The organism is Ornithinibacillus sp. 4-3, from assembly GCF_040958695.1.
In the GTDB taxonomy this organism is placed as follows: domain Bacteria; phylum Bacillota; class Bacilli; order Bacillales; family Amphibacillaceae; genus CALAMD01.
Map to the genome: position 1 here is coordinate 1,546,274 of NZ_CP162599.1, position 21,900 is coordinate 1,568,173.

Sequence of the window (21,900 nt, forward strand, 5' to 3'; positions counted from 1 at the left end):
ATAAAAACGAGATATTATCTATTTAAAAACTATTGACAAACTATTCCAAGATAATCTAAACTTTACGTAAAGGAATACGTATTCCTATTTCATATAATATATAGGAGTACGTATTTTTTATTAGTAAAGGAATACGTATTCCTTAGGGAGGAGTATCATTATGATTAAATATTTAAAGCAAGGAAAGACAGAAGAAGAAGTAGCATTAAATAATCTAAAAGTTTCAGCGATTGTAAGTGATGCCATTAAGCAAATAGAAGAAAATGGCGATATTGCAGTCCAAGAATTGTCGAAGAAATATGACGATTGGGTTCCAGAAAGTTTTAAACTATCTGCTGAAAAAATTCAGGAAATTATTACAAAGGTACCAAAACAGACTATTGATGACATTAAATTTGCACAATCTAATATTCGAAAATTTGCTGAAGAGCAGAGAAAGGGAATATCAGATATTGAAGTTGAAACATTACCAGGTGTTGTATTAGGACATAAAAACATTCCTGTTGAAAGTGTAGGATGTTATATTCCTGGAGGAAGATATCCTATGGTTGCTTCCGCTCAGATGAGTATATTAACTGCTAAAGTTGCTGGTGTAGAGAGAGTCATTGCGTGTACGCCTCCAATTCAAGGTAAGATTCCTGAAGCTACTGTAACAGCTATGTATTTAGCAGGAGCAGATGAAATATATATTTTAGGTGGAATTCAGGCAATGGCGGCAATGGCAATTGGAACTGAAACTATTCAAGCGGTAGATATGATTGTAGGTCCTGGAAATGCATATGTTGCAGAAACGAAAAGGCAGTTATTCGGAAAAGTAGGTATTGATCTATTTGCAGGTCCAACAGAAACTTTAATTATTGCAGATGATACATCTGATGCAGAGCTAATTGCAACAGATGTTTTGGGACAAATTGAGCATGGGCCTACTTCACCAGGCGCAATAATAACCACTTCTCAAAAATTAGCTGAGGAAACTTTAGAAGAAATTGAAAGGCAACTAAAGCTTCTTCCTACTAAAGATATTGCCAGGGTTGCCTGGGAAGATTATGGAACATTAATAGTGGTAGACACTATTGAAGAGGCATTAGCAGCTGGGGATCAACTAGCCTATGAACATGTCCAGGTATTAACCGAGGATCCAGATTATTTTTTAAATAACATGAAAAACTACGGTGCACTTTTCCTCGGTCCCGAAACAAATGTAGCGTATGGAGATAAAGTGATAGGAACAAATCATACGTTGCCTACACAGGGGGCCGCTCGGTATACAGGTGGCTTATGGGTGGGTAAATTTCTCAAGACTTGTACGTACCAAAGGATTTCTGAAAAAGCGAGTGCTTATATTGGAGAATATGCAGCTAGGCTCTGTCAATTAGAGAATTTTGCAGGGCATGCAGAACAAGCTTTAATTAGAGTGCGTAGATATGGAAATAAATAAGTATTGCGTGATATAGAAATTCTTATTTTTAAGTATTCAATTAGTACTTATGAAAACTAATTATTAACGGTTTTAAAATACATCATAAAAACAGCTGACGATATTGTTTTACATTCAATGGAACAAAATCTTGGGGAGGTTTATTTTTATAATGAGGAAAATATGGATTTTCACATGTTTTTTGACGTTAATAGTCTTAGTCGGATGTAATAATAGTTCAGATTCAACTGCTCCAAATTCAAGTGAAGGGGTAGTAGAAGGCGGTGGTGAACTTATTTATGCAATAAATACGCAACCACCAACAATTGATCCAGTTATGTCTACAGCTGCAGCCACTAGAGATGTAGCTAGAAATATTTTTGAAACACTTGTAACATTGGATTCGAAATATGAAGCTGTACCCATGTTAGCTGAATCATGGGAGGCTAGTGATGATAATAAGACATATACATTTAAGCTAAGAGAAGGGGTTATATTTCATAATGGCAATGAAATGATTGCTGAAGATGTTGTGGCATCTATGAATCGCTGGAAAGGTATGTCTTCAACTGGACAATCACTTTTAGAGAATGCGGAATTTATTGAAGTAGATGATTATACAGTTGAGTTACAGCTAGAAGAACCAAGTATTTTTGCTGTATCCATACTAGCAGGAACAACACAGTTTGCTGGAATTATGCCAAAGGAAATAATAGAAGCAGCTTCTGCAGAAGGAGTTCAAGAATATGTTGGTACTGGACCATTTGAATTTGCTGAATGGAAACAAGATCAATATATTCATTTAACTAAATACGATGGTTATCAATCACTTGATAGTCCAACTGATGGTTTAGGTGGAAAAAAGGAAGCTTTAGTTGATGATTTATATTTTCAAATCATAACAGATCCTTCTACAAGGCTTTCAGGTATCCAAACGGAACAATATGATATTGGATTTGGGTATGAACCTGATATGTATGAGACATTAGATAGTAACCCAAATCTTACTGTACATTCTCCTTTAGCAGAATATATTGCATTAGTATTTGATAAAACTGATGGAGTTTTTACTGATGTAAAAATGAGACAAGCCGTTAATGCAGCAATAGATCTCGAAGAGGTGGCAAAAGCAGCACTTGTGAATAATTATGGTATGGGATCCAGTTACATGTTTTTAGAAAATTCCAGTTGGTATACTGATGCTGGAGAATCGTCGTATTATGAATATGATCCTGAAAAAGCTGAACGTTTATTAGAGGAAGCAGGTTATAACGGTGAAGAAATTACCTTTCTAACTACACGTGAATATTCGTATATGTTTAATGGTGCAAATGTAATCTTAGAGCAACTTAAAGCAGTTGGTATGAATGTGAATTTGCAGGTTTATGATTGGGCAACAGTTGTTAGCATGCGTAATGATCCAGAACAATGGGATCTTTTCATCACTGGACTTCCTCCAACTATCACACCAATAGAACAATTATTTTTAAGTGAAACTTGGGTGGACGGACCAGAAGATGAAGAATCTCAAGCTCAATTACAAGCTATCGTTCAAGCGGATTCACAAGAAGAAGCAGTGAAGAAATGGGTAACACTTCAAGAATATTATTGGAATATCCTTCCGATTATTAAAATTGCGGATAGTCCTGATATCTTGGCCTCTACCGATAAAGTACAAGGTTTAGAGTATCTCAATGGACCTATACTTTGGAATACATCAGTAGGCAAGTAATAATTCAACATAGTTATAATATCGACAGTACTAATAAGAATAACTGTAAAACTTAGGCTAAAAATAAGATAGTGAGAAGGTGTATGTAATGAGAATAGCTATTTTAGAGCTAAAACAAGAAAGTAATAGTTTTTGTTATGTAAACTGTCAATTAAGTGATTTTAAAAGAGTCTATTATTATTGTGGAGAAGAGATTATTAAACATCGTGGTAGCGCAGGAACTGAAATTAACGGCTTTCTCGACATTTTAAATAAGGAAGATGTAGAAGTGGTTCCTATTATTGCTACACATGCTTATTCTTCTGGTCCCGTAACGCAAGATGCTATAGATAACTTTGCAGAAGAAATTTCCAAACGTTTGAAACAAGCAGGACCACTTGATGGGGTTTTAGCTGCCATGCATGGTGCGATGGTTAGTGAAGAAGACGAGGATCCTGAAGGTTCTATTTTGAAAATGATTCGGAAGATTGTTGGAGATATCCCAGTGATTGCAACAATGGATCTCCATGCGAATATAACCCAGCAAAAGATCAAGTCTGCTACTGGAATCATTGGTTATCGCCATTATCCGCATATCGATACACGTGAGACTGGCCAGAGAGCAGCATCGTTATTATTAAAAACGGTACGTGAAGAAGCAAATCCTATTATGGCTATGGCAAAGGTACCAATGATTGTTCCATGCAATACGGATTCTAAGACTGGGCCGCTTCGAAAAATTGTAGATGAAGAACATTGCTTGGAAAAGGAAGAAGATATTTTATCTGTCTCGGCATTTCCTGTACAACCATGGTTAGATATATCTGGAATAGGTTTTTCAACAATCGTCATTACAAATAATAATACAAAAAAAGCTAAATCTGAAGCTATTAAACTTGCAAAAATGGGTTGGGATTTGCGACATGAGTTTTATGTAAAACCATATGAAGTTGATGAAGCTATTCGTTTAGGATTAGAATCAGTGGAGAAAACAGTTTTATTAGTTGATACTGCGGACGCTATAGGAGCTGGTTCTACAGGTGATAGTACTGCTGTACTTGAAAGAATGCTAGCATGCGATGTCCAGGAAAAGTGTATTTTAGGTATTGTTGATCCACAAGTAGCATTAGATGCTGCAACAATGGGTGTTAAAGAAAAAGTTCGAGTAAAAGTAGGGAATCAGATTGACCCAAGACGGGGAAAACCAGTAGAAATTGAAGGTATTGTGAAACATATTTCTGATGGAGAATTTTTATATAAAGGATTATATGGAGGTTCATATGGAAATATGGGTTTGTCCGTTGTTTTAGAAATTGGGAATATTTCATTGTTAGTTTCCACATATCCAACATATGAGTGGGATGATGCGCAATACCGTTCGATGGGGTTAAATGTTGAGGAAGCGAAGTTAGTAGTGATTAAACAACCTGTTAACTTTAGAACTACTTACAAGCATCTAACAGATAAAGTATTTATACTTGATACCCCTGGACCTGCTAGCCCCAATTTTAAGAACTACTCATATACGAAAGTTACCCGTCCATTACACCCGCTTGATGAAATGGAAAGTATGGATCTACAAATAATAGTGAGGGATTCTCGTCATTTAACTATTTGAAATACTTAACAACATATATAATGTTTTAATCAATAGCGTAAAAGGATCTGAAAATCGATATACATGGCTAATGTTCCTCAAACGGATTTCGAAACTTATATTAAATACGGAAGCCAACTACGTTTACTAGTATGAAGACTCTCTTTCATGATGTATTTCCTATGGACATACATTCATGAATGAGAGTCTTTTTTTACTTTAAAAGTTAAATACAAAAATTAAACTGAATAAGACAGCAAACACATCCATCATATTTCGCTGTTGTGAATTCGATTAACCTATATATACGTGTATTCATTTTAATTTTATACTATAGTTAAGATAAAATGTGATTTCATAGCTAGTATGTTCACACTGGATTACAACTTATTTTAATATAGAAAATTTCTAAAGGGTGCAAGGATATTAAAAATTAGACATATCTAAATCTATATTAAAGAAAGGTGGTTAATTTGTTGAAAGATCGACATATTAAAAGTAAAAGAAAAAAAGTCAATGCTGCAGAAGTTGCAAGGTTAGCTGGGGTATCGCAGTCAACTGTTTCAAGAGTTTTTACACCTAATTCTAGTAAACCAGTTTCAGAAAGTTTACAAAGAAGAGTATTAGATTCTGCAAAACAACTTGGATATCGTCCGAATGCGCTTGCTAGAGGACTAATTACAAATAAAACTAATATGATAGGACTTGTGATGGGAGATATTGAGAATCCTTTTTTTTCAGGAATTCTAGAAAAATTGACTGGAAGCTTAAAAAATAAAGGATTTAATATTTTGTTTGTTCATACTAAAGAAGGATTACTTCAGGAGGAAGAAATATCACAATTTCTAGAATATAATGTGGATGGAGTAATCGTGACAGATGCGCTTTTATCGTCAAATGTTGTTGGACAATTATCAAACAATCAAATTCCTGTCGTATTGTTATACCGAGATATAGAGGGCTCGCCTTGCCATTTTGTTGGCTGTGACAATTATTCTGCTGGACGTGAGATAGGTAAATATTTATTTAATCAAGGACATCGAAAACTTGCTTACATGACTGGTCATGAAGATTCTTCAACAAGTCGAGATCGTCAAGAAGGTTTTTGTGCGTTTCTTCATGAAAAAGGAGTAGCACCAGTTATTGAAGCTGGAGGATACTCATATAAAGCTGGATACCAAGCTGCATTACGGCTTTTATCAAATAATAGAGATCTAGATGCCCTTTTTTGTGCGGACGATATTATGGCTGTAGGTGTAATTGATGCTGTAGAAACGTTAGGGATATCTATTCCTAAAGAATTATCTATAGTTGGTTTTGACGATATTCCTATGGCTTCTTGGAATCCATATGCTTTAACAACATGGAAAGTTCCAGTAGACGAATTGATCGAATTAGCTATTTCTATTTTATTAAAAGAAATCAATGGAGAAAATGAAGAAATTATGCGCGTTTTGCTTCCAGGAACATTTGTGGAAAGAAAGTCAGCATTACCCAAGAGTCAGTAATTAAATCATTTTGTATGAGTTTAAAAGAACTTGGATGCTTAGCGACCAAGTTCTTTTAGATTCTTGAATGGGTAATTGTCGTAACCTTTTTATTTGTTGATTGCTAAAAATTTAGTTTAGTCATTGCGTTTCTAATTTTGATATAGTAGAATTTTAAAGGGTGATTGGTTAGCCCAGTTGTCCGATTGTTTGTAATCGCTTTCGTTCAGAGTGATACATATAATAGATAGGTGAGAGGAGTGGGGAATTTATGGATTCAAATAAGACATTGCCAGCACTATTATCAAATGAGGTGATAGAAAAAGCGAAGCAACTTAATTCTACAACAATTGCTGATGCTCTTAGAAATAATGGCGTAATGGATTATAAAATTAAATCCGTTACAAATAATGCAAAAGTAGTTGGTACTGCTTTAACAGTTAGTTTGCATTCAGGAGATAATTTATTTTTACATGAAGCCATTCATAAGGCAAAACAGGGATATGTTTTAGTAGTTGATGGTGGAGGTCATGTGGAAAATGCATATTTAGGTGAATTAATGGCATTCTCTGCAAGAGCAATGGGAGTAGAAGGAATCATTATTGATGGTCTAGTAAGAGATAAAGAGATATTAAAAACATTAGATCTTCCAATTTATGCAAAAGGATTTATTCCAAGTGGACCATTAAAAAATGGACCAGGGGAAATCAATAAGCCAATCTCATGTGGCGGGGTTTCGGTAGAGCCAGGTGATTTAATAGTAGGCGACGAGGACGGGGTTGTCGTTGTACGGAAAGAAGAAATTGACCGAGTGCTTACTGCTGCTGAAAATAAATTAACATATGAGCAGGAACGCTTAAAGCAAATCCAAGCTTTTGAAAATAGTAATGATTCAAGCATATCTATTAAGCCTAGCTGGTTAGATGAGAAAATCAAAAGTAATTCATAAGACAGAAAGTGGGAAGATAAGATGCAAATAGGCTTTATTGGTTATGGAGAGGCTGCTTATGAGATGTCATATGGTCTCCACCAAGAAGGATTAAAAAAAATTGTTGCATATGACCCAATGTGGGATGATGCACAGATGAAATCATTAATTGAAGAAAGAGCTAATCGAGCTTCTGTCAAGCTCTTGCCGACAATTCAGGAAGTGGTTCAACATGCTAATATATTAATCGTAGCGGTTCCAGCGGATAAAGCTTATGGTGTTAGCCAAACGATTGCTCCTTATCTAAACAAAGGAACGCTTTATATTGATGTATCAGCATCTACACCTGATATAAAAAAAATGATAGCTCAAGAGATTGAACAAGTAGAAAGTAATTTTGTAGATGTAGCCATGATGGGGTCTTTGCCTGTACATAAACATAAAGTTCCAATCCTTGCTAGTGGAAAAGGAACGGATGAATTTATTCGTTTAATGTCTACGTATAACATGAATATTGAAAAGGCAAGTGAAGTTGCTGGGGACGCATCTGCTACAAAATTAATTCGCAGTATTTATATGAAGGGGGTTTCTGTATTATTAATCGAAATGCTGGAAGCCGCTCATCATTTTAATGTAGAAGATATCGTTACAGAATCTATTTTTGAAACAATGAGTAATAAAGATTTTAAAGAAATTATGAATCGATTAGTTACAGGGACTTCCATCCACTCTAAGCGACGTGCTGTAGAATTACAAGGAACATTAGATATATTAGATGCTGCAAATATAAATTCAGCAATGACGAAAGCTGCGAAAGAAAAACTTGATTTGATCACATCACATGACCTTAGAGATAAGTTTAATGGTGAAAATCCTAAATCATGGCAAAAAGTTATTGAAGCATTAAAAAATGTTTAAATAACTAAAAGTCTTATAGAAATAATAGAGTTTACCGCTTTCTTTTGTTTTATAGTATAATTTTCTTTATCTAGTTGAGAATTAGATAAAAAAGATTGTTCAAAAAATCTACAAATGAAAAGATAAAACTTTAGAGGTGGGAAATTTGGTTAATTCAGGATTTACAGAGATAAAAAAAGAAAGAATGTATGAAAAAATAGTACGTCAGGTTGTAGAGTTAATTAAAGAAGGAGAGCTAAAGCCTGGTGATCGCCTGCCAGCTGAACGTCAGTTAGCTATTACTTTAGGCTGTAGTCGTACATCTTTAAGAGAAGCCTGTCGTGTTTTAGAGTCAGAAGGATTAATTATCTCTAAACCAGGTGGAGGAAGATTTATTCAACATATTGATCAACACTTAGCACCTAACTATGAGTTTGATACCGTAAATTTAATTAAAAAAACAGCTATTCTTCACTTTTTAGAAGTGCGGGAAGTATTGGAACCGAAAATTGTCGAATTAGCCTGCGAAAGAGCGACAAAAGAAGATCTTGAAAAAATGGAAGCTATTTTACAGCAAATGGAAGAAAGCTTGAAATATCCCAACATGCTTATTAATGAAGATCATAATTTTCATTTAACTTTAGCAGAAGCGACACAAAACTTCGTGTTCGTCTCATTAATGAAATCTAATTTAAACATGATTAATCAAACTAGAAAACAAATATTAGGTTCACATAAACGTTATGAAGAGGCATTACGTGAACATCAGCTTATCTTTGAAATGATTAAAGAAGGCAATTCATCTGGTGCTGTTCACGCGATTACAGATCATCTTCAAACATTAAGAGCAGAACTTTTAAAAGAAACTTCATAGTTGAGGTAGATACAATAGTGGGGAAAATTTTTTACTTAACTGAAGGTAGAATAGAAATACTTCAGTAAAAAGCCAAAAAATCTAATACTGTTTGAAGTATTAGTCTGCCCATAAAAATGGACTGCCCAGCAGTCCTTTATTTTGAAATGTTAATAACAAAGCTACTCTCAATATAAATAGAAGATAGTGTATAGAATGATAAATTTTCGTAGTTTATTAAATATAAAGATTAGGTATAAAAAGGGAGGAAATATAAATGATTTCATCAAGGCCGATAAAACTAATGCTATGTTTATTTTTATTAAGCATTGTACTAATTGCTTGTTCATCTGGAGAATCAGATAATAAAACGGATACAGATAGTGCTGAGGGGAACAATGGAATTGGAGAAGATATAAAATTTGCAATACCAGCAGCTCCACCGCACCTAGATTCCCATGCATCTCCTGCACAACAAATTGCCGATGTAGGTAGACATATATTTGAAACTTTAGTTACCATCGATTCAGAATTCAATGTTCAGCCAATGCTTGCTGAATCATGGGAACAGAGTGATGATGGGACAACACTAACTTTTCATTTAAGAGAGGGGATTCTTTTCCATAATGGGGAAGAAGTAAAAGCAGAAGATGTTATTGCTTCACTAGAAAGATGGGTTAGATTATCTAGCCTTGGTAAGGCAGATTTTGAAGGAGCAACAATGGAAGCGCCAGATGATTATACAGTTGTTATTACACAACCAGCACCTGTATCAACGGCTTTAACAACATTAGCTTATGGTGGAGGAAATTTTGCATCTATCATGCCGAAAGAAATAGTTGAAAATGCATCAGATGCTAGCGTAGAGGAATATATTGGAACAGGTCCTTTTAAATTTGAGGAATGGAGACAAGATCAATATATTTATCTAACAAAATTTGATGATTACAAACCACTTGATACTCCAGCGGACGGATTATCAGGGAAAAAAGAAGCATTAGTTCAAGGTATTCAATTTATCTTTGTCCCAGATGCATCAACTCGCCTTGCAGGTATTAGAACTGGAGAATATGATGCGGTTAAAGAAGTTCAGCTTGATATGGCACCACAGCTTGCTGATGATCCAGATATTTCTACTTTTATTGATCCATTTGGACAATTAAATATTTTTTATAATAAGGATAGTGGGTTATTTACAGATGTCCGCGCTCGTGAAGCTGTTGCAACAGGAATTGATAAAGAGGCTATGCTTTTAGCAGCTGTTACAAATGAGGATTATTACACACTAGACCATGGATTAATGATGAATTACCAATCAGCACTTTGGTCAAGTGATGCAGGAAAAGATGATTATTTTGCTGATCGAGATATTGATGCAGCAAAACAATTATTAAATGAAACAGACTATGATGGCGAAGAAATTAAAATTATTTCTTCTAGGGAAAATATTGTCTTATACAATGCAGCTGTTGTGTTAAAGGAAAATCTAGATGAACTGGGCCTTAATACTTCTTTAGAAATTTATGACTGGCCAACTTATTTAGATAAGCGTGATGATCCAGCTGCTTTTGATTTACTCGTTGGTGCAAGCACTCCTAAACTTGATCCAACATCAATGGCTTACCTAAGAAGTGATTTTGTAGGCTGGACTGTAAGTGAAGAACTTGATGAGATTATTGAAAATTTTAAGAGTGCCCCTTCGATAGATGATGCAAAAATTATTTATAATGACTTACAAGCATGGTTTTATGAGTATATACCTGTTACTAAAGTAGGCGATTATGCTAATGTAAATGCTACTAGAAATAATCTTTCAGGGTATGATTATTTAGATGGCCCAATGTTTTGGAATGTAACAAACAGTAAATAAAGTAATGTAAATGATTTATATTTCAACCTCATATAAGTACATGTGAAAAAGCTTATTATGTAATTTTACTTGCAAATTTTCTTGAAAAGATGTACGATATAACACGTAAAACCATCGCTTGGCAATTCGATTCTCCGACGGTTGCTAGGAGATTGGGGATATAAAAAAATAACTGGAGGTGCCTAACATGGCAATTTCAAACGAAAGAAAAACAGAAATCATTAATGAGTTCAAAACACACGAAAACGACACTGGTTCTGCAGAAGTGCAAATCGCAGTATTGACTGCAGAAATCAATTCTTTAAACGATCATTTACGTGTTCATAAGCATGATCACCATTCTCGTAGAGGATTATTAAAAATGGTTGGTAAGCGTCGTAACTTATTAAGCTACCTACGTAATAGAGACATCGCTAGTTACCGTGAGTTAATTAAAAAATTAGGCTTACGTCGCTAGTCACTGAAAAAGCAGGAGAAATCCTGCTTTTTTTTAAGAGATAAGCTCATGCCTCGCCTTATCTAACTTCTAAAATATTGTCTCTTCCATTCTTACGCCATAAGGTCATTCTATATAAACGGATGGGATTTTCGAAGATGAACAATCGAAAAAGTGGACATGTGTCATCTAGAAGTATAAAGATTGCATTTCGTTTACTTTGATCCAATAATGGTGCCAAGGTGAGTTGAATAGAATGAAACTGGTGAAAATACTTTCCTACATGAGAATATCAATTATCAATTATTGACCCTGCCTAATTTGCTTTAGTACCTCTTTAAATTAGAGGCAGGAATTTTTATGAATAATTATAGCATGATAAAATTTACATTTTGAATAGATAGCTTTAAAATAGACTTAGTATGAGTGTTGAAAGGAGTACGCATGAAATGACAGAAAATAAACACGTATTCTCCACTGAAATATCTGGAAAAAAATTAATTGTTGAGGTTGGAGAATTAGCAAAACAAGCAAATGGCGCATGTATGGTGCGTTATGGAGATACAGCTGTGCTATCAGCAGCGACAGCTTCTAAAGAACCAAAAGATTTGCCATTTTTCCCATTAACGGTTAACTATGAGGAAAAATTATATGCAGTGGGTAAAATTCCGGGAGGTTTTATTAAGCGTGAAGGAAGACCTAGTGAAAAAGCTGTTCTAGCTTCTCGTTTAATTGATCGTCCTATTCGTCCGTTATTTCCTGATGGCTTCCGTAATGAAGTTCAAGTAATTAGTACAGTGATGAGTGTGGATCAGGATTGCTCATCTGAAATTGCAGCAATGATCGGATCATCTATCGCATTAGGAATTTCTGATATTCCGTTTGATGGACCAATTGCTGGTATTAATATTGGACGAGTTGATGGAGAATTTGTAATCAATCCAAATGTTGAGCAGCAAGCAAAAAGTGATATTCAACTGACTGTTGCAGGAACAAAAGATGCAGTGAACATGGTAGAAGCCGAATCGGATGAGGTACCTGAAGATGTAATTTTAGATGCAATTATGTTAGGTCACCAAGAGATTATTCGCTTAGTTGAGTTCCAAGAAGAAATCGTAAAAGCTGTTGGCAAAGAAAAATCAGAAATTGTTTTATTTGTTGGAGACGAAGAAATTTTTGCCAAAGTAGAAGCAGATGCAAAAGAAAAATTAGTTGAAGCAATTAAGGTTGTTGAAAAGCATGCTAGAGAAGAAGCTATTAGTGCTGTGAAAGACGAAGTACTAAGCGCTTATGAAGAAGCAGAAGATGAAGTAATTAAACAGGTGAAACTTGCTTTAGATAAAATGACAAAAGCAGAAGTTCGTCGTCTTATTACCGAAGAAAAAGTTCGTCCAGATGGTCGTAAAATAGATGAAATTCGTCCATTATCCCATCGAGTGGGTGTTTTACCAAGAACACATGGTTCAGGCCTGTTCACAAGAGGACAAACACAAACCCTAAGTGTTTGTACATTAGGTGCTTTAGGAGATGTACAAATTCTAGATGGTCTTGACCTTGAAGAAACAAAACGTTTTATGCATCATTATAATTTCCCACAATATAGTGTTGGAGAAACAGGTCCGTTACGTTCGCCAGGTCGTCGTGAAATTGGACATGGTGCATTAGGAGAACGTGCATTGGAAAAAGTAATTCCATCAGAAGCTGACTTCCCTTACACGATTCGAGTGGTTTCAGAAGTTCTAGAATCTAATGGTTCTTCATCACAAGCTAGTATTTGCTCAAGTACATTAGCGATGATGGATGCTGGTGTTCCAATTAAGGCTCCAGTTGCTGGGATTGCAATGGGATTAGTAAAATCTGGTGATGATTATTCCATTTTAACAGATATTCAAGGTATGGAAGATGCATTAGGTGATATGGACTTTAAAGTAGCAGGTACTACGAAAGGTATTACTGCACTGCAAATGGATATTAAAATTGAGGGTCTATCAAAAGAAATCTTAGAAGAATCATTAAACCAGGCTAAAGTTGGACGTTTAGCTATCATTGAGTCAATGATGCAGACAATCGATCAACCAAACACAGAGCTTTCACCATATGCACCGAAGATTTTAACAATGAAAATTAACCCAGATAAAATCCGTGATGTTATTGGACCAAGTGGAAAACAAATCAATCAAATTATTGATGAAACTGGCGTGAAAATCGACATTGAGCAGGATGGAAATGTATTTATTTCATCTACGGATGACGAAATGAACCAACGTGCAAAACAAATTATTGAAGATCTAGTAAGAGAGTTAAAAGTTGGAGATATCTACTTAGGTACAGTACGTCGAATCGAAAAATTTGGCGCATTTGTAGAATTATTCCGCGGAAAAGACGGCTTAGTACATATTTCCGAGTTAGCTGAGGAAAGAGTTAAGAAAGTAGAAGATATTTTATCCATTGGTGAGCAAGTGATGGTTAAAGTAATCGAAATTGATCGTCAAGGTCGTGTCAATCTTTCTCGTAAAGCCGTGCTTAAGGAAGAAGAAAAAGCAAAATAAATGGCTATGATTCATTTTGATGAACATAACAAGTCTACCCTTCTCATATAAATAAATGAGGAGGGTTTTCTATGCAAAAGAATAAAATAATCATTCATTTTATTGTTTTCACCATTGCATTTTTTATTGCTGTCCAAGTTCATCCAGATAAACATATCTTCCCAAACGTTTCCAATGTACTTCCAGCAGTAGCGGTAAAAGAAAAAAATTTACGAGAAGAAATTGAGGAAAAGAAAGAGTCATATGAAGAGCAACCTCAGGATGCGTATATTGATGAGGTATGGAAAAAGACTCCAGGAAGAAATGGACGAAAAGTAGATGTGGAGAAATCACTAGAAAAGATGAAGAAAGAAAATAGATTTGATGAATCGCTTCTTGTTTATAAAAATATAAAACCAAAAGTAAGTATAGAGGATTTACCTCCTGCGCCTATCTATCGTGGCCATCCAGAGAAGCAAATGGTAAGCTTATTAATCAATGTAGCTTGGGGGACGGAACATATCCCAACTATATTAGAAATATTAGAGGATCAAAAAGTACGAGCTAATTTTTTCCTTGATGGGAAATGGGCAAAGGAAAACATGAAGATGGTGAAGAAAATAGCTGAGGCTGGACATGTTATTGGCAGTCATGCATATAATCATCCTGATATGGCAATGTTGACAGAGGATCAAATGAAAGAAAATATTGAGCAAACAAATAATATTATTCAATCTATTATTGGACATCCCCCAGAATGGTTTGCGCCTCCAAGTGGAAGCTTTAATGATAAGGTAGTAGAGATAGCACATCAATTTGATATGGAAACAATCCTGTGGACAGTGGATACGATTGATTGGAAGAAGCCATCTGTTTCTGTTATGATTAATCGTGTTATTTCAAATATCCATCCAGGAGCAATGATATTAATGCACCCAACACCTTCTGTTGCGAATGGATTAGCGGAATTAATAGATGAATTGAAACAAAAAGACTATCAAATAGATGCTATTGATAAACTATTAGATGAATCAAGATAGGCATGCCCTATGTTTGTGGAGGAGATAGAATGGTAGTAAAGCATACAGGAAAAAATGGTTTAAGAATCGTATTAGAGAAAGTGCCTTTTGTTCGTTCGGTATCCATAGGAATTTGGATTTTAACTGGCTCACGTAATGAATCAGCAGAAAATAACGGGATTTCTCATTTCTTAGAACATATGCTATTTAAAGGGACTAAAAAACGAAATGCACAAGATATCGCTGAAGCATTTGATTCGATTGGCGGACAAGTCAACGCATTTACAGCAAAGGAATACACATGCTATTATGCAAAAGTGTTAGATCATCATAAAGAATATGCATTAGAGATTCTATCAGATATGTTTTTTAATTCTATTTTTGATGAAGAGGAATTAGAGCGAGAGAAGAATGTAGTACTAGAAGAAATCAAAATGGCAGAAGATACACCAGATGATATTATTCATGATTTATTAGAAAAAACATCATTTGCTAATCATCCATTAGGAAATCCTATTTTAGGTAAAGAGGATACTGTTCAAGCATTTCATAGAGAAAAGCTACAAGAATACATGAAGAATCACTATATTCCAGAAAATATGGTTATTTCAATTGCTGGTAATGTTGATGAGTCATTTATTCAAACAGTAGAAGATGCTTTTCATCATTTTCAGGAAACTGGTACAAGTATGAAGGTAAAAGCACCTCATTTTTCGGCAGGTAGAATTGAGCGAAACAAGGATACGGAACAAGCACATATTTGTTTAGGATATCGTGGACTTGCTTTGGAGGATGAATCTATTTATAGTCTTATTATGTTAAACAATCTTTTAGGTGGCAGTATGAGTTCACGTCTATTTCAAGAAATTCGTGAAAAACGCGGTTTAGCATACTCTGTTTTTTCCTATCCTTCCACTTATATGGATAGTGGTTTACTGACGATTTATGCAGGGACAAGTAAAGACCAGCTATCCCTTTTAGAAAATACCATTCAAGATACGATTGAACAATTGGTTAAAAACGGAATAACAGATAAAGAGTTAACCAATAACAAAGAACAATTAAAAGGAAACCTTCTTTTAAGTCTGGAAAGCTCTAGTAGCATTATGTCTCGTAATGGAAAAAATGAGCTATTATTAGGTAGAGAGCGTCCAATTGATGAAATGGTGCAAGCTATTGACATGGTTACAAAGGAATCCATTCAATTTGTGATTGAAAAGATCTTCAAACAATCAGCATCCAGAGCATTGATTTTCCCTAATTAAATAACGAAAAAACATAACTCTCCCTTTCCACTCATAAACATAAGACAATAATAGTGGAGGAGGGAGTTTATGCGTTTTAGCGAAATTAGCAGTAAAGAAATAGTCAACATTACAACAGGAACTAAATTAGGAATGCTAGGACATACTGATTTAGAGATAAATGCAGAGACAGGAGAAATTCGTGCATTTATTTTGCCAAACTACAAATGGTTTGGCATAAAAAAAGAAGCAAGTGAATTTAAGATTAATTGGAATGCGATAAGCAAAATTGGTGAAGATATGATTATGATTGAGGAACAAGAAGGTTAAAATAAAGTTTGCCGTAGGAGTAGAAATTAGACTTCTACGGCTTAAAAGCATTATTTTTAATAATTATCTTACGAATCTAATAAAAGTATGATAGAATCAACTATTATAATTTAATGTGTTAAAGAGGTTGGGAAGAAGGACAACCTAGTTAAATGAATAGTCATTTTATTAAAAAGGGGAGAAGAAGACAATGGCTAAAAAAGCGGCGTATAATGTAGCGATTTTAGGTGCTACTGGAGCAGTAGGTCAAAAAATTTTAAACCTATTAGAAAAGGACAAATTACCAATTAATGAATTAAAGTTATTATCTTCAGCACGTTCTGCTGGAGCGAAATTAACTTTTCTAGATAAAGAGATTACCGTAGAAGAAGCAACACCAGAAAGTTTTGAAAATATTGATATTGCATTATTTTCAGCAGGAGGCAGTGTTTCTAAGAAGCTTGCACCTGAAGCAATTAAACGTGGTGCAGTAGTTATTGATAATACAAGTGCATTCCGTATGGATGAAGATACGCCATTAGTAGTTCCAGAGGTAAACCCTGAGGCATTAAAAGATCATAAAGGATTAATTGCCAATCCAAACTGTTCGACGATCCAAATGATGGTTGCATTAAAGCCAGTTAAAGATGCATTCGGTCTAAAGCGAATTATTGTATCTACATATCAAGCGGTATCTGGAGCAGGCTTACAAGCAATTGAAGAATTAAAAACACAAACAAAGCAATATTTAAATGGTGAAGAGATGGAAGCAAATATTTTACCAGCTGGCTCAGATAAGAAGCATTTTCCAATTGCTTTTAATGCGCTTCCTCAAATTGATGTATTTGGAGAAAATGGATATACAGCAGAAGAAATGAAAATGATTAATGAAACGAAGAAAATTTTGAGTGCACCAGAATTATCTGTTGCTGCTACTTGCGTTCGTTTACCAGTTGTTTCATCGCATGCAGAAAGCATCTATATTGAGCTGGATCAGGAAGATGTAACTGTTGCTGACCTTCACAAGGTATTTAGTAATGCAGAAGGACTTGTATTAGAGGATGATATTACAACTCAAACATATCCAACACCACTTGCAGCTGCAGATAAAGAAGAAGTATTTGTTGGTCGTGTACGTAAAGATTTAGATCATAAAAATGGATTCCATCTGTGGGTAGTAACAGATAATATTGTAAAAGGTGCTGCATTAAACACGATTCAAATTGCTGAATCTCTATTGGAGCAAGATTTAATTTAGGATAAATGTATAAAAGCACTCTTCTTTTGAACATACTATGAATAATCATAGATGGATCATAGGGGGAGTGTTTTTGAATGAGTGAAAAAGAAAAGGAAAAAGAAAATTCAAATCCAGCAGTATCATCACCACTAATGGAAACAATTCAACAGCTTGGCCAAACTAATATTCCGCAAGCGCCTGACTCAAATGTACATGTGTTAACGATCATTGGACAAATAGAAGGACATATTCAATTACCACCACAAAATAAAACAACGAAATATGAGCATCTACTGCCACAAATTATTGCGATTGAACAAAATCCAAAAATTGAAGGATTAATTTTATTGCTTAATACTGTCGGAGGAGATGTAGAAGCAGGGCTTGCACTTGCTGAGATGATAGCTTCCTTATCGAAGCCAACTGTTTCCATTGTATTAGGTGGTGGTCATTCTATTGGATTACCAGTAGCACTATCGGCTGACTATTCTTTTATCGTTCCAACAGCTACGATTACTATTCATCCAATTCGTTTGACAGGATTAGTTATTGGTGTGCCACAAACTTTTGAATACTTGGATAAAATGCAAGAACGTGTGCTTAATTTTATTGTTATGCATTCTGAGGTAGGAGAGCATAAGCTTAAAGATTTAATGTTTGCAAAAGGAAATTTAACTCGAGATATAGGAACAAATGTAGTAGGAAAAGACGCTGTCGAATATGGATTAATAAATGAAGTAGGCGGAGTCAAAGAAGCAATGGAAAAAATAACAGAATTAATACAATCAGAGAAAAAGGTGGAAGAAAAATGATTTTATATACCCCTTTATCCATGGAAGAGATTTTTCCAGCGACTGATTCATCAACAACCCAATTGATCCAATATGAAGGTAAGCATTGTTACGCAGAACCTCTAGAGGACGGGCAATATAAATTAGTTCAATTACTATCTACCAATCCACATGACTTTCTAGAGGTAAATTATATGCCAGGACGTGTAATAACAAAGGATTTTTAAGTAGCATTTAAGCTGATTAGATTATCTAATTCACTTGAGCTTGAATTTTCACTTTATGCTATAATGATGAAAAGACCGTTGAGGTTGAGACAAAAATTTTTTAGTTTAAAAGAACCGAACAAAGTTCAAATAAAGCGTAGGAAATATACGTAGACTCCTCGTCGGCTATGGTCGGTCACGTCATGAGCACCAACGCCGACACTGGGACATCGTGCTCATCTTGGGAGCAAGGCCTAGGTGAGACCCCACAGTGCGACAACCACGAGGCAGACGAGTACACCACGTCTGCATTAGGACGTCCTGCCTGTCGAGGCTCTCCAGTTGCCCATGGAAAGCGAAGTATATTTCCGAAGCGGGTATTTTCAGCATCTTTGTTTGGGAACTACTAACTAAAAATGTCTCAACCTCTTGTTATTCTTTTTTTAGAAGATGCAAGTATAAAAGTATTGCACAAATTTATTCTTATTCGGAGATAGCGCTGTCTAGCTCCGAGCGCCAAAAACGAAGAGCTAACGCGAGCCACCCTACAATAAAGAAGACTTAGCGATTGGCAAGCCGACAGGCGCAGACAGAGCTAAAGTCGCACTTTCATCAGCTAAATACGGTCACGTCACGAGCACCAACGCTGATATTAGGACATCCTGTCTGTCGTGCCCTGCGGGTGAAAGTCAACATCGGTTTTGTTTGATAAGGAAGCCCAACTAAAACCAGGCTAAAGCCCAACGTTGGATACCCCTAAAAGGGCATGTTTCCTTTATCTCGGTTGTGCCATTCCAATCTCTACGCTTTTACGACGTACAGGACGTTGTGCTCGTGACGTCGCGTTTTTAGCCTGTAAGGGCGCTCTGCGCTTTTCGTTCGAAAGTTTAATAATATGTGAGGATACAGTCAGTTGCTATGATATCCTTGCATTTTTACTAATGAACAAAATGAAAGAGGTGAAACAATGGCAAAAAAGAAAGCAAAGCCTAAGAAAAATGCACGGAAATTTTTAAAGCTTGAATTAATAGGACTATTATTTATCTTTTTAGCAATATTTGGAAGTGGCGCAAGTGCGATTAGTGATGGCGCTTTTCCAAGTATATTAGAGAACTTTTTTCGATTTTTCATTGGGATTTGGTATTTTGTAGCGTCTATAGCATTGCTTGTTATTGGAATTTACTTAATGGTAAAAAGGAAGTATCCGTTATTTTTTACGAAAAAATTATTTGGTTTTTATCTTGCTTTCTTAGGGGTTTTACTGTTCACACATATCCAAGTATATGAAAAGCTATTATACATAAATCCAGATATCTCTATTTTTTCAGAAACATGGGAGAATTATTTTGCTTACTTAGATGGAGAAGTAAGTGCAAAACAAATTGGTGGCGGAATAGTTGGTGGACTATTGTTCACCATTACAAAAGCTTTATTTTCTACCATTGGAGCAAAAATTGTTTCCATATTTATGGTCATGGTCGGATTCGTATTCATGACGAATTATTCTCTTGGAGAATTATTCTCGTATTTTGGTAAAAAAATAGTTCAGACAACGAAGAAAAGCAAAGCATTTATTCAAACGAAACAAAAAGAAAGAGCAACGAAGAAATTAGAAATACAATCATTGGAAAATGAAAAGCAACAAGAAGAACAAGTCATTGAACCACCAATTGAAGATTTTGTAGATGTGGCATACTCCTTTGAGCACCAACAAGAGGAACAAAATCAACAAGAATTATCCAAGGAGAAGGATAATGAACAACAAAAAATAGAAGAAGCTGAAGAAGTTGTTATTCCGCCAACTACGACAGTGACGGAAAACTATGATTATGAGCTTCCAACAATCGATTTACTTGGAAAACCGGCCTATAATGCGCAGCAATATGAAAAATCTCATATTCAATCAACCGTAAAAACACTAGAAAAAACATTTCATAGTTTTGGAGTAAAGGCTAAAGTTACTAAAGTGCATGTGGGTCCTGCTGTAACAAAATATGAGATTTATCCGGAAGCAGGTGTGAAAGTAAGCAAGATTGTGAGTTTACATGATGATCTGGCCTTAGCTTTAGCAGCACAGGATATTCGGATTGAAGCTCCAATCCCTGGAAAGTCTGCAGTTGGAATTGAAGTACCGAATACAGAAGTCGCCATGGTATCATTAAGAGAAATTTTAGAAGCAACAACAGCCAATTCTTCTAAACTACTATTTGCTTTAGGAAGAGATATTTCAGGTGAAGCAGTTGTAGGCGAATTAAATAAAATGCCTCACTTATTAATTGCAGGTTCTACAGGAAGCGGGAAAAGCGTTTGTATTAATGGAATTATTACGAGTGTATTGATGCGTACAAAGCCACATGAAGTTAAGTTAATGATGATTGACCCGAAAAAAGTAGAGTTAAATGTTTATAATGGAATTCCTCATTTATTAACACCTGTGGTGACTGAACCGAAGAAAGCTTCACAAGCATTGAAAAAAGTAGTTGCAGAAATGGAAAGAAGATACGAATTGTTCTCAGAAACGGGTACACGTAATATGCAAGGATATAATGATTATGTCCATAAGCATAATGAATATAGTGAAGAAAAAATTTCTTTATTACCTTTTATTGTAGTGATTGTTGATGAGCTTGCTGACTTAATGATGGTTGCTGCTAAAGATGTAGAAGATTCGATTACACGATTAGCTCAAATGGCTAGAGCAGCAGGAATTCATTTGATTATTGCAACACAGCGTCCTTCTGTGGATGTTATTACAGGAGTGATCAAAGCAAATATCCCGTCAAGAATTGCTTTTAGTGTATCTTCACAAATTGATTCACGTACCATTCTCGATATGGGTGGAGCGGAGAAACTACTTGGTAGAGGGGACATGCTCTATATTCCAGTAGGTGCATCCAAACCAATAAGGGTACAAGGGGCATTTCTATCAGATGAAGAAGTTCAACGTGTTGTTCAGCATTGTATTAGCCAGCAAGAAGTAGATTATGTCGAAGAAATGATTCCAGAAAATACTACCGAAGTAACAGAACAAGTGGAAGATGAGCTTTATGAAGATGCTGTCCAAATGGTAGTAGAGATGCAAACAGCAAGTGTTTCTTTACTACAACGTAGATTCCGAATTGGTTACACTCGAGCTGCCCGTTTAATTGATGCGATGGAGGATCGAGGGGTAGTTGGACCTTATGAAGGAAGTAAACCAAGATCTGTCTTAGTATCTGTTACGGAGGAAGAACAAACACCACCAAATACGAATTGATATTTCTACAATTTATTGCTTTTAATCCTTTTCTTTGTAAAACAGTATAAGGAATTTAGGAATTTTAAAATGTATAAATATTTTCAAATGTCGAAAGAAATGTTATATTGA

At 35.2% G+C, this 21,900-nt stretch carries 17 protein-coding genes; all 17 read left to right on the forward strand.

The window, feature by feature from the left end:
* Positions 1–160: 160 nt before the first annotated feature.
* Complete coding sequence (gene hisD, locus AB4Y30_RS07495) at positions 161–1,438, forward strand: histidinol dehydrogenase (RefSeq protein WP_368654860.1); 1,278 nt, start codon at positions 161–163, stop codon at positions 1,436–1,438.
* A 151-nt stretch (positions 1,439–1,589) separates the two neighbouring features.
* Entirely contained in the window at positions 1,590–3,149 is a 1,560-nt protein-coding gene (locus tag AB4Y30_RS07500) for an ABC transporter substrate-binding protein (RefSeq protein WP_368654861.1), read from the forward strand.
* A gap of 88 nt (positions 3,150–3,237) precedes the next feature.
* Entirely contained in the window at positions 3,238–4,746 is a 1,509-nt protein-coding gene (locus AB4Y30_RS07505) for a M81 family metallopeptidase (protein WP_368654862.1), read from the forward strand.
* A gap of 455 nt (positions 4,747–5,201) precedes the next feature.
* Entirely contained in the window at positions 5,202–6,233 is a 1,032-nt protein-coding gene (locus AB4Y30_RS07510; protein ID WP_368654863.1) for a LacI family DNA-binding transcriptional regulator, read from the forward strand.
* A gap of 250 nt (positions 6,234–6,483) precedes the next feature.
* Positions 6,484–7,161, forward strand: coding sequence for an RraA family protein (locus AB4Y30_RS07515; protein WP_368654864.1), 678 nt, complete (start codon positions 6,484–6,486; stop codon positions 7,159–7,161).
* 21 nt (positions 7,162–7,182) lie between these two features.
* Positions 7,183–8,058, forward strand: coding sequence for an NAD(P)-binding domain-containing protein (locus tag AB4Y30_RS07520; protein WP_368654865.1), 876 nt, complete (start codon positions 7,183–7,185; stop codon positions 8,056–8,058).
* Positions 8,059–8,203: 145 nt separating this feature from the next.
* On the forward strand, positions 8,204–8,911 hold the full coding sequence (locus AB4Y30_RS07525; RefSeq protein WP_368654866.1) for a FadR/GntR family transcriptional regulator: 708 nt from the start codon (positions 8,204–8,206) through the stop codon (positions 8,909–8,911).
* Positions 8,912–9,167: 256 nt separating this feature from the next.
* A complete protein-coding gene (locus AB4Y30_RS07530) occupies positions 9,168–10,760 on the forward strand; it encodes an ABC transporter substrate-binding protein (RefSeq protein WP_368654867.1) in 1,593 nt (530 codons plus the stop codon).
* Between the two features lie 187 nt (positions 10,761–10,947).
* Positions 10,948–11,217, forward strand: coding sequence for a 30S ribosomal protein S15 (gene rpsO, locus AB4Y30_RS07535; protein ID WP_368654868.1), 270 nt, complete (start codon positions 10,948–10,950; stop codon positions 11,215–11,217).
* 428 nt (positions 11,218–11,645) lie between these two features.
* The gene (gene pnp / locus AB4Y30_RS07540; protein WP_368654869.1) at positions 11,646–13,745 is read left to right on the forward strand and encodes a polyribonucleotide nucleotidyltransferase; all 2,100 of its coding nucleotides are present in this window, start codon (positions 11,646–11,648) and stop codon (positions 13,743–13,745) included.
* Between the two features lie 71 nt (positions 13,746–13,816).
* A complete protein-coding gene (locus AB4Y30_RS07545; RefSeq protein WP_368654870.1) occupies positions 13,817–14,764 on the forward strand; it encodes a polysaccharide deacetylase family protein in 948 nt (315 codons plus the stop codon).
* A 29-nt stretch (positions 14,765–14,793) separates the two neighbouring features.
* Positions 14,794–16,008 (forward strand): M16 family metallopeptidase, encoded by a 1,215-nt coding sequence (locus AB4Y30_RS07550; protein WP_368654871.1) that lies wholly within the window; start codon positions 14,794–14,796, stop codon positions 16,006–16,008.
* Positions 16,009–16,077: 69 nt separating this feature from the next.
* Positions 16,078–16,317, forward strand: coding sequence for a YlmC/YmxH family sporulation protein (locus AB4Y30_RS07555; RefSeq protein WP_368654872.1), 240 nt, complete (start codon positions 16,078–16,080; stop codon positions 16,315–16,317).
* Positions 16,318–16,507: 190 nt separating this feature from the next.
* Complete coding sequence (locus tag AB4Y30_RS07560; protein ID WP_368654873.1) at positions 16,508–17,554, forward strand: aspartate-semialdehyde dehydrogenase; 1,047 nt, start codon at positions 16,508–16,510, stop codon at positions 17,552–17,554.
* A 77-nt stretch (positions 17,555–17,631) separates the two neighbouring features.
* Positions 17,632–18,348: a ClpP family protease gene (locus tag AB4Y30_RS07565; RefSeq protein ID WP_368654874.1), complete on the forward strand. Its 717-nt coding sequence runs from the start codon at positions 17,632–17,634 to the stop codon at positions 18,346–18,348.
* Positions 18,345–18,554 carry a YlzJ-like family protein gene (locus tag AB4Y30_RS07570; RefSeq protein ID WP_368654875.1) on the forward strand — a complete coding sequence of 70 codons (210 nt, stop codon included), beginning with the start codon at positions 18,345–18,347 and terminating at the stop codon, positions 18,552–18,554. Before AB4Y30_RS07565 ends, AB4Y30_RS07570 begins: the two co-directional genes overlap by 4 nt.
* Positions 18,555–19,500: 946 nt before the next feature.
* Positions 19,501–21,789: a DNA translocase FtsK gene (locus AB4Y30_RS07575; RefSeq protein ID WP_368654876.1), complete on the forward strand. Its 2,289-nt coding sequence runs from the start codon at positions 19,501–19,503 to the stop codon at positions 21,787–21,789.
* Positions 21,790–21,900: the final 111 nt, after the last annotated feature.

Excerpts from the sequence above, each read along its gene's own strand:
- hisD (WP_368654860.1), top strand. The coding sequence starts at position 161 with ATGATTAAATATTTAAAGCAAGGAAAGACAGAAGAAGAAGTAGCATTA.
- AB4Y30_RS07570 (WP_368654875.1), top strand. The coding sequence starts at position 18,345 with ATGATTTTATATACCCCTTTATCCATGGAAGAGATTTTTCCAGCGACT.
- AB4Y30_RS07565 (WP_368654874.1), top strand. The coding sequence starts at position 17,632 with ATGAGTGAAAAAGAAAAGGAAAAAGAAAATTCAAATCCAGCAGTATCA.
- AB4Y30_RS07545 (WP_368654870.1), top strand. The coding sequence starts at position 13,817 with ATGCAAAAGAATAAAATAATCATTCATTTTATTGTTTTCACCATTGCA.
- AB4Y30_RS07575 (WP_368654876.1), top strand. The coding sequence starts at position 19,501 with ATGGCAAAAAAGAAAGCAAAGCCTAAGAAAAATGCACGGAAATTTTTA.
- AB4Y30_RS07500 (WP_368654861.1), top strand. The coding sequence starts at position 1,590 with ATGAGGAAAATATGGATTTTCACATGTTTTTTGACGTTAATAGTCTTA.
- AB4Y30_RS07520 (WP_368654865.1), top strand. The coding sequence starts at position 7,183 with ATGCAAATAGGCTTTATTGGTTATGGAGAGGCTGCTTATGAGATGTCA.
- AB4Y30_RS07550 (WP_368654871.1), top strand. The coding sequence starts at position 14,794 with ATGGTAGTAAAGCATACAGGAAAAAATGGTTTAAGAATCGTATTAGAG.
- AB4Y30_RS07560 (WP_368654873.1), top strand. The coding sequence starts at position 16,508 with ATGGCTAAAAAAGCGGCGTATAATGTAGCGATTTTAGGTGCTACTGGA.
- AB4Y30_RS07505 (WP_368654862.1), top strand. The coding sequence starts at position 3,238 with ATGAGAATAGCTATTTTAGAGCTAAAACAAGAAAGTAATAGTTTTTGT.
- pnp (WP_368654869.1), top strand. The coding sequence starts at position 11,646 with ATGACAGAAAATAAACACGTATTCTCCACTGAAATATCTGGAAAAAAA.
- AB4Y30_RS07555 (WP_368654872.1), top strand. The coding sequence starts at position 16,078 with ATGCGTTTTAGCGAAATTAGCAGTAAAGAAATAGTCAACATTACAACA.
- rpsO (WP_368654868.1), top strand. The coding sequence starts at position 10,948 with ATGGCAATTTCAAACGAAAGAAAAACAGAAATCATTAATGAGTTCAAA.
- AB4Y30_RS07530 (WP_368654867.1), top strand. The coding sequence starts at position 9,168 with ATGATTTCATCAAGGCCGATAAAACTAATGCTATGTTTATTTTTATTA.
- AB4Y30_RS07515 (WP_368654864.1), top strand. The coding sequence starts at position 6,484 with ATGGATTCAAATAAGACATTGCCAGCACTATTATCAAATGAGGTGATA.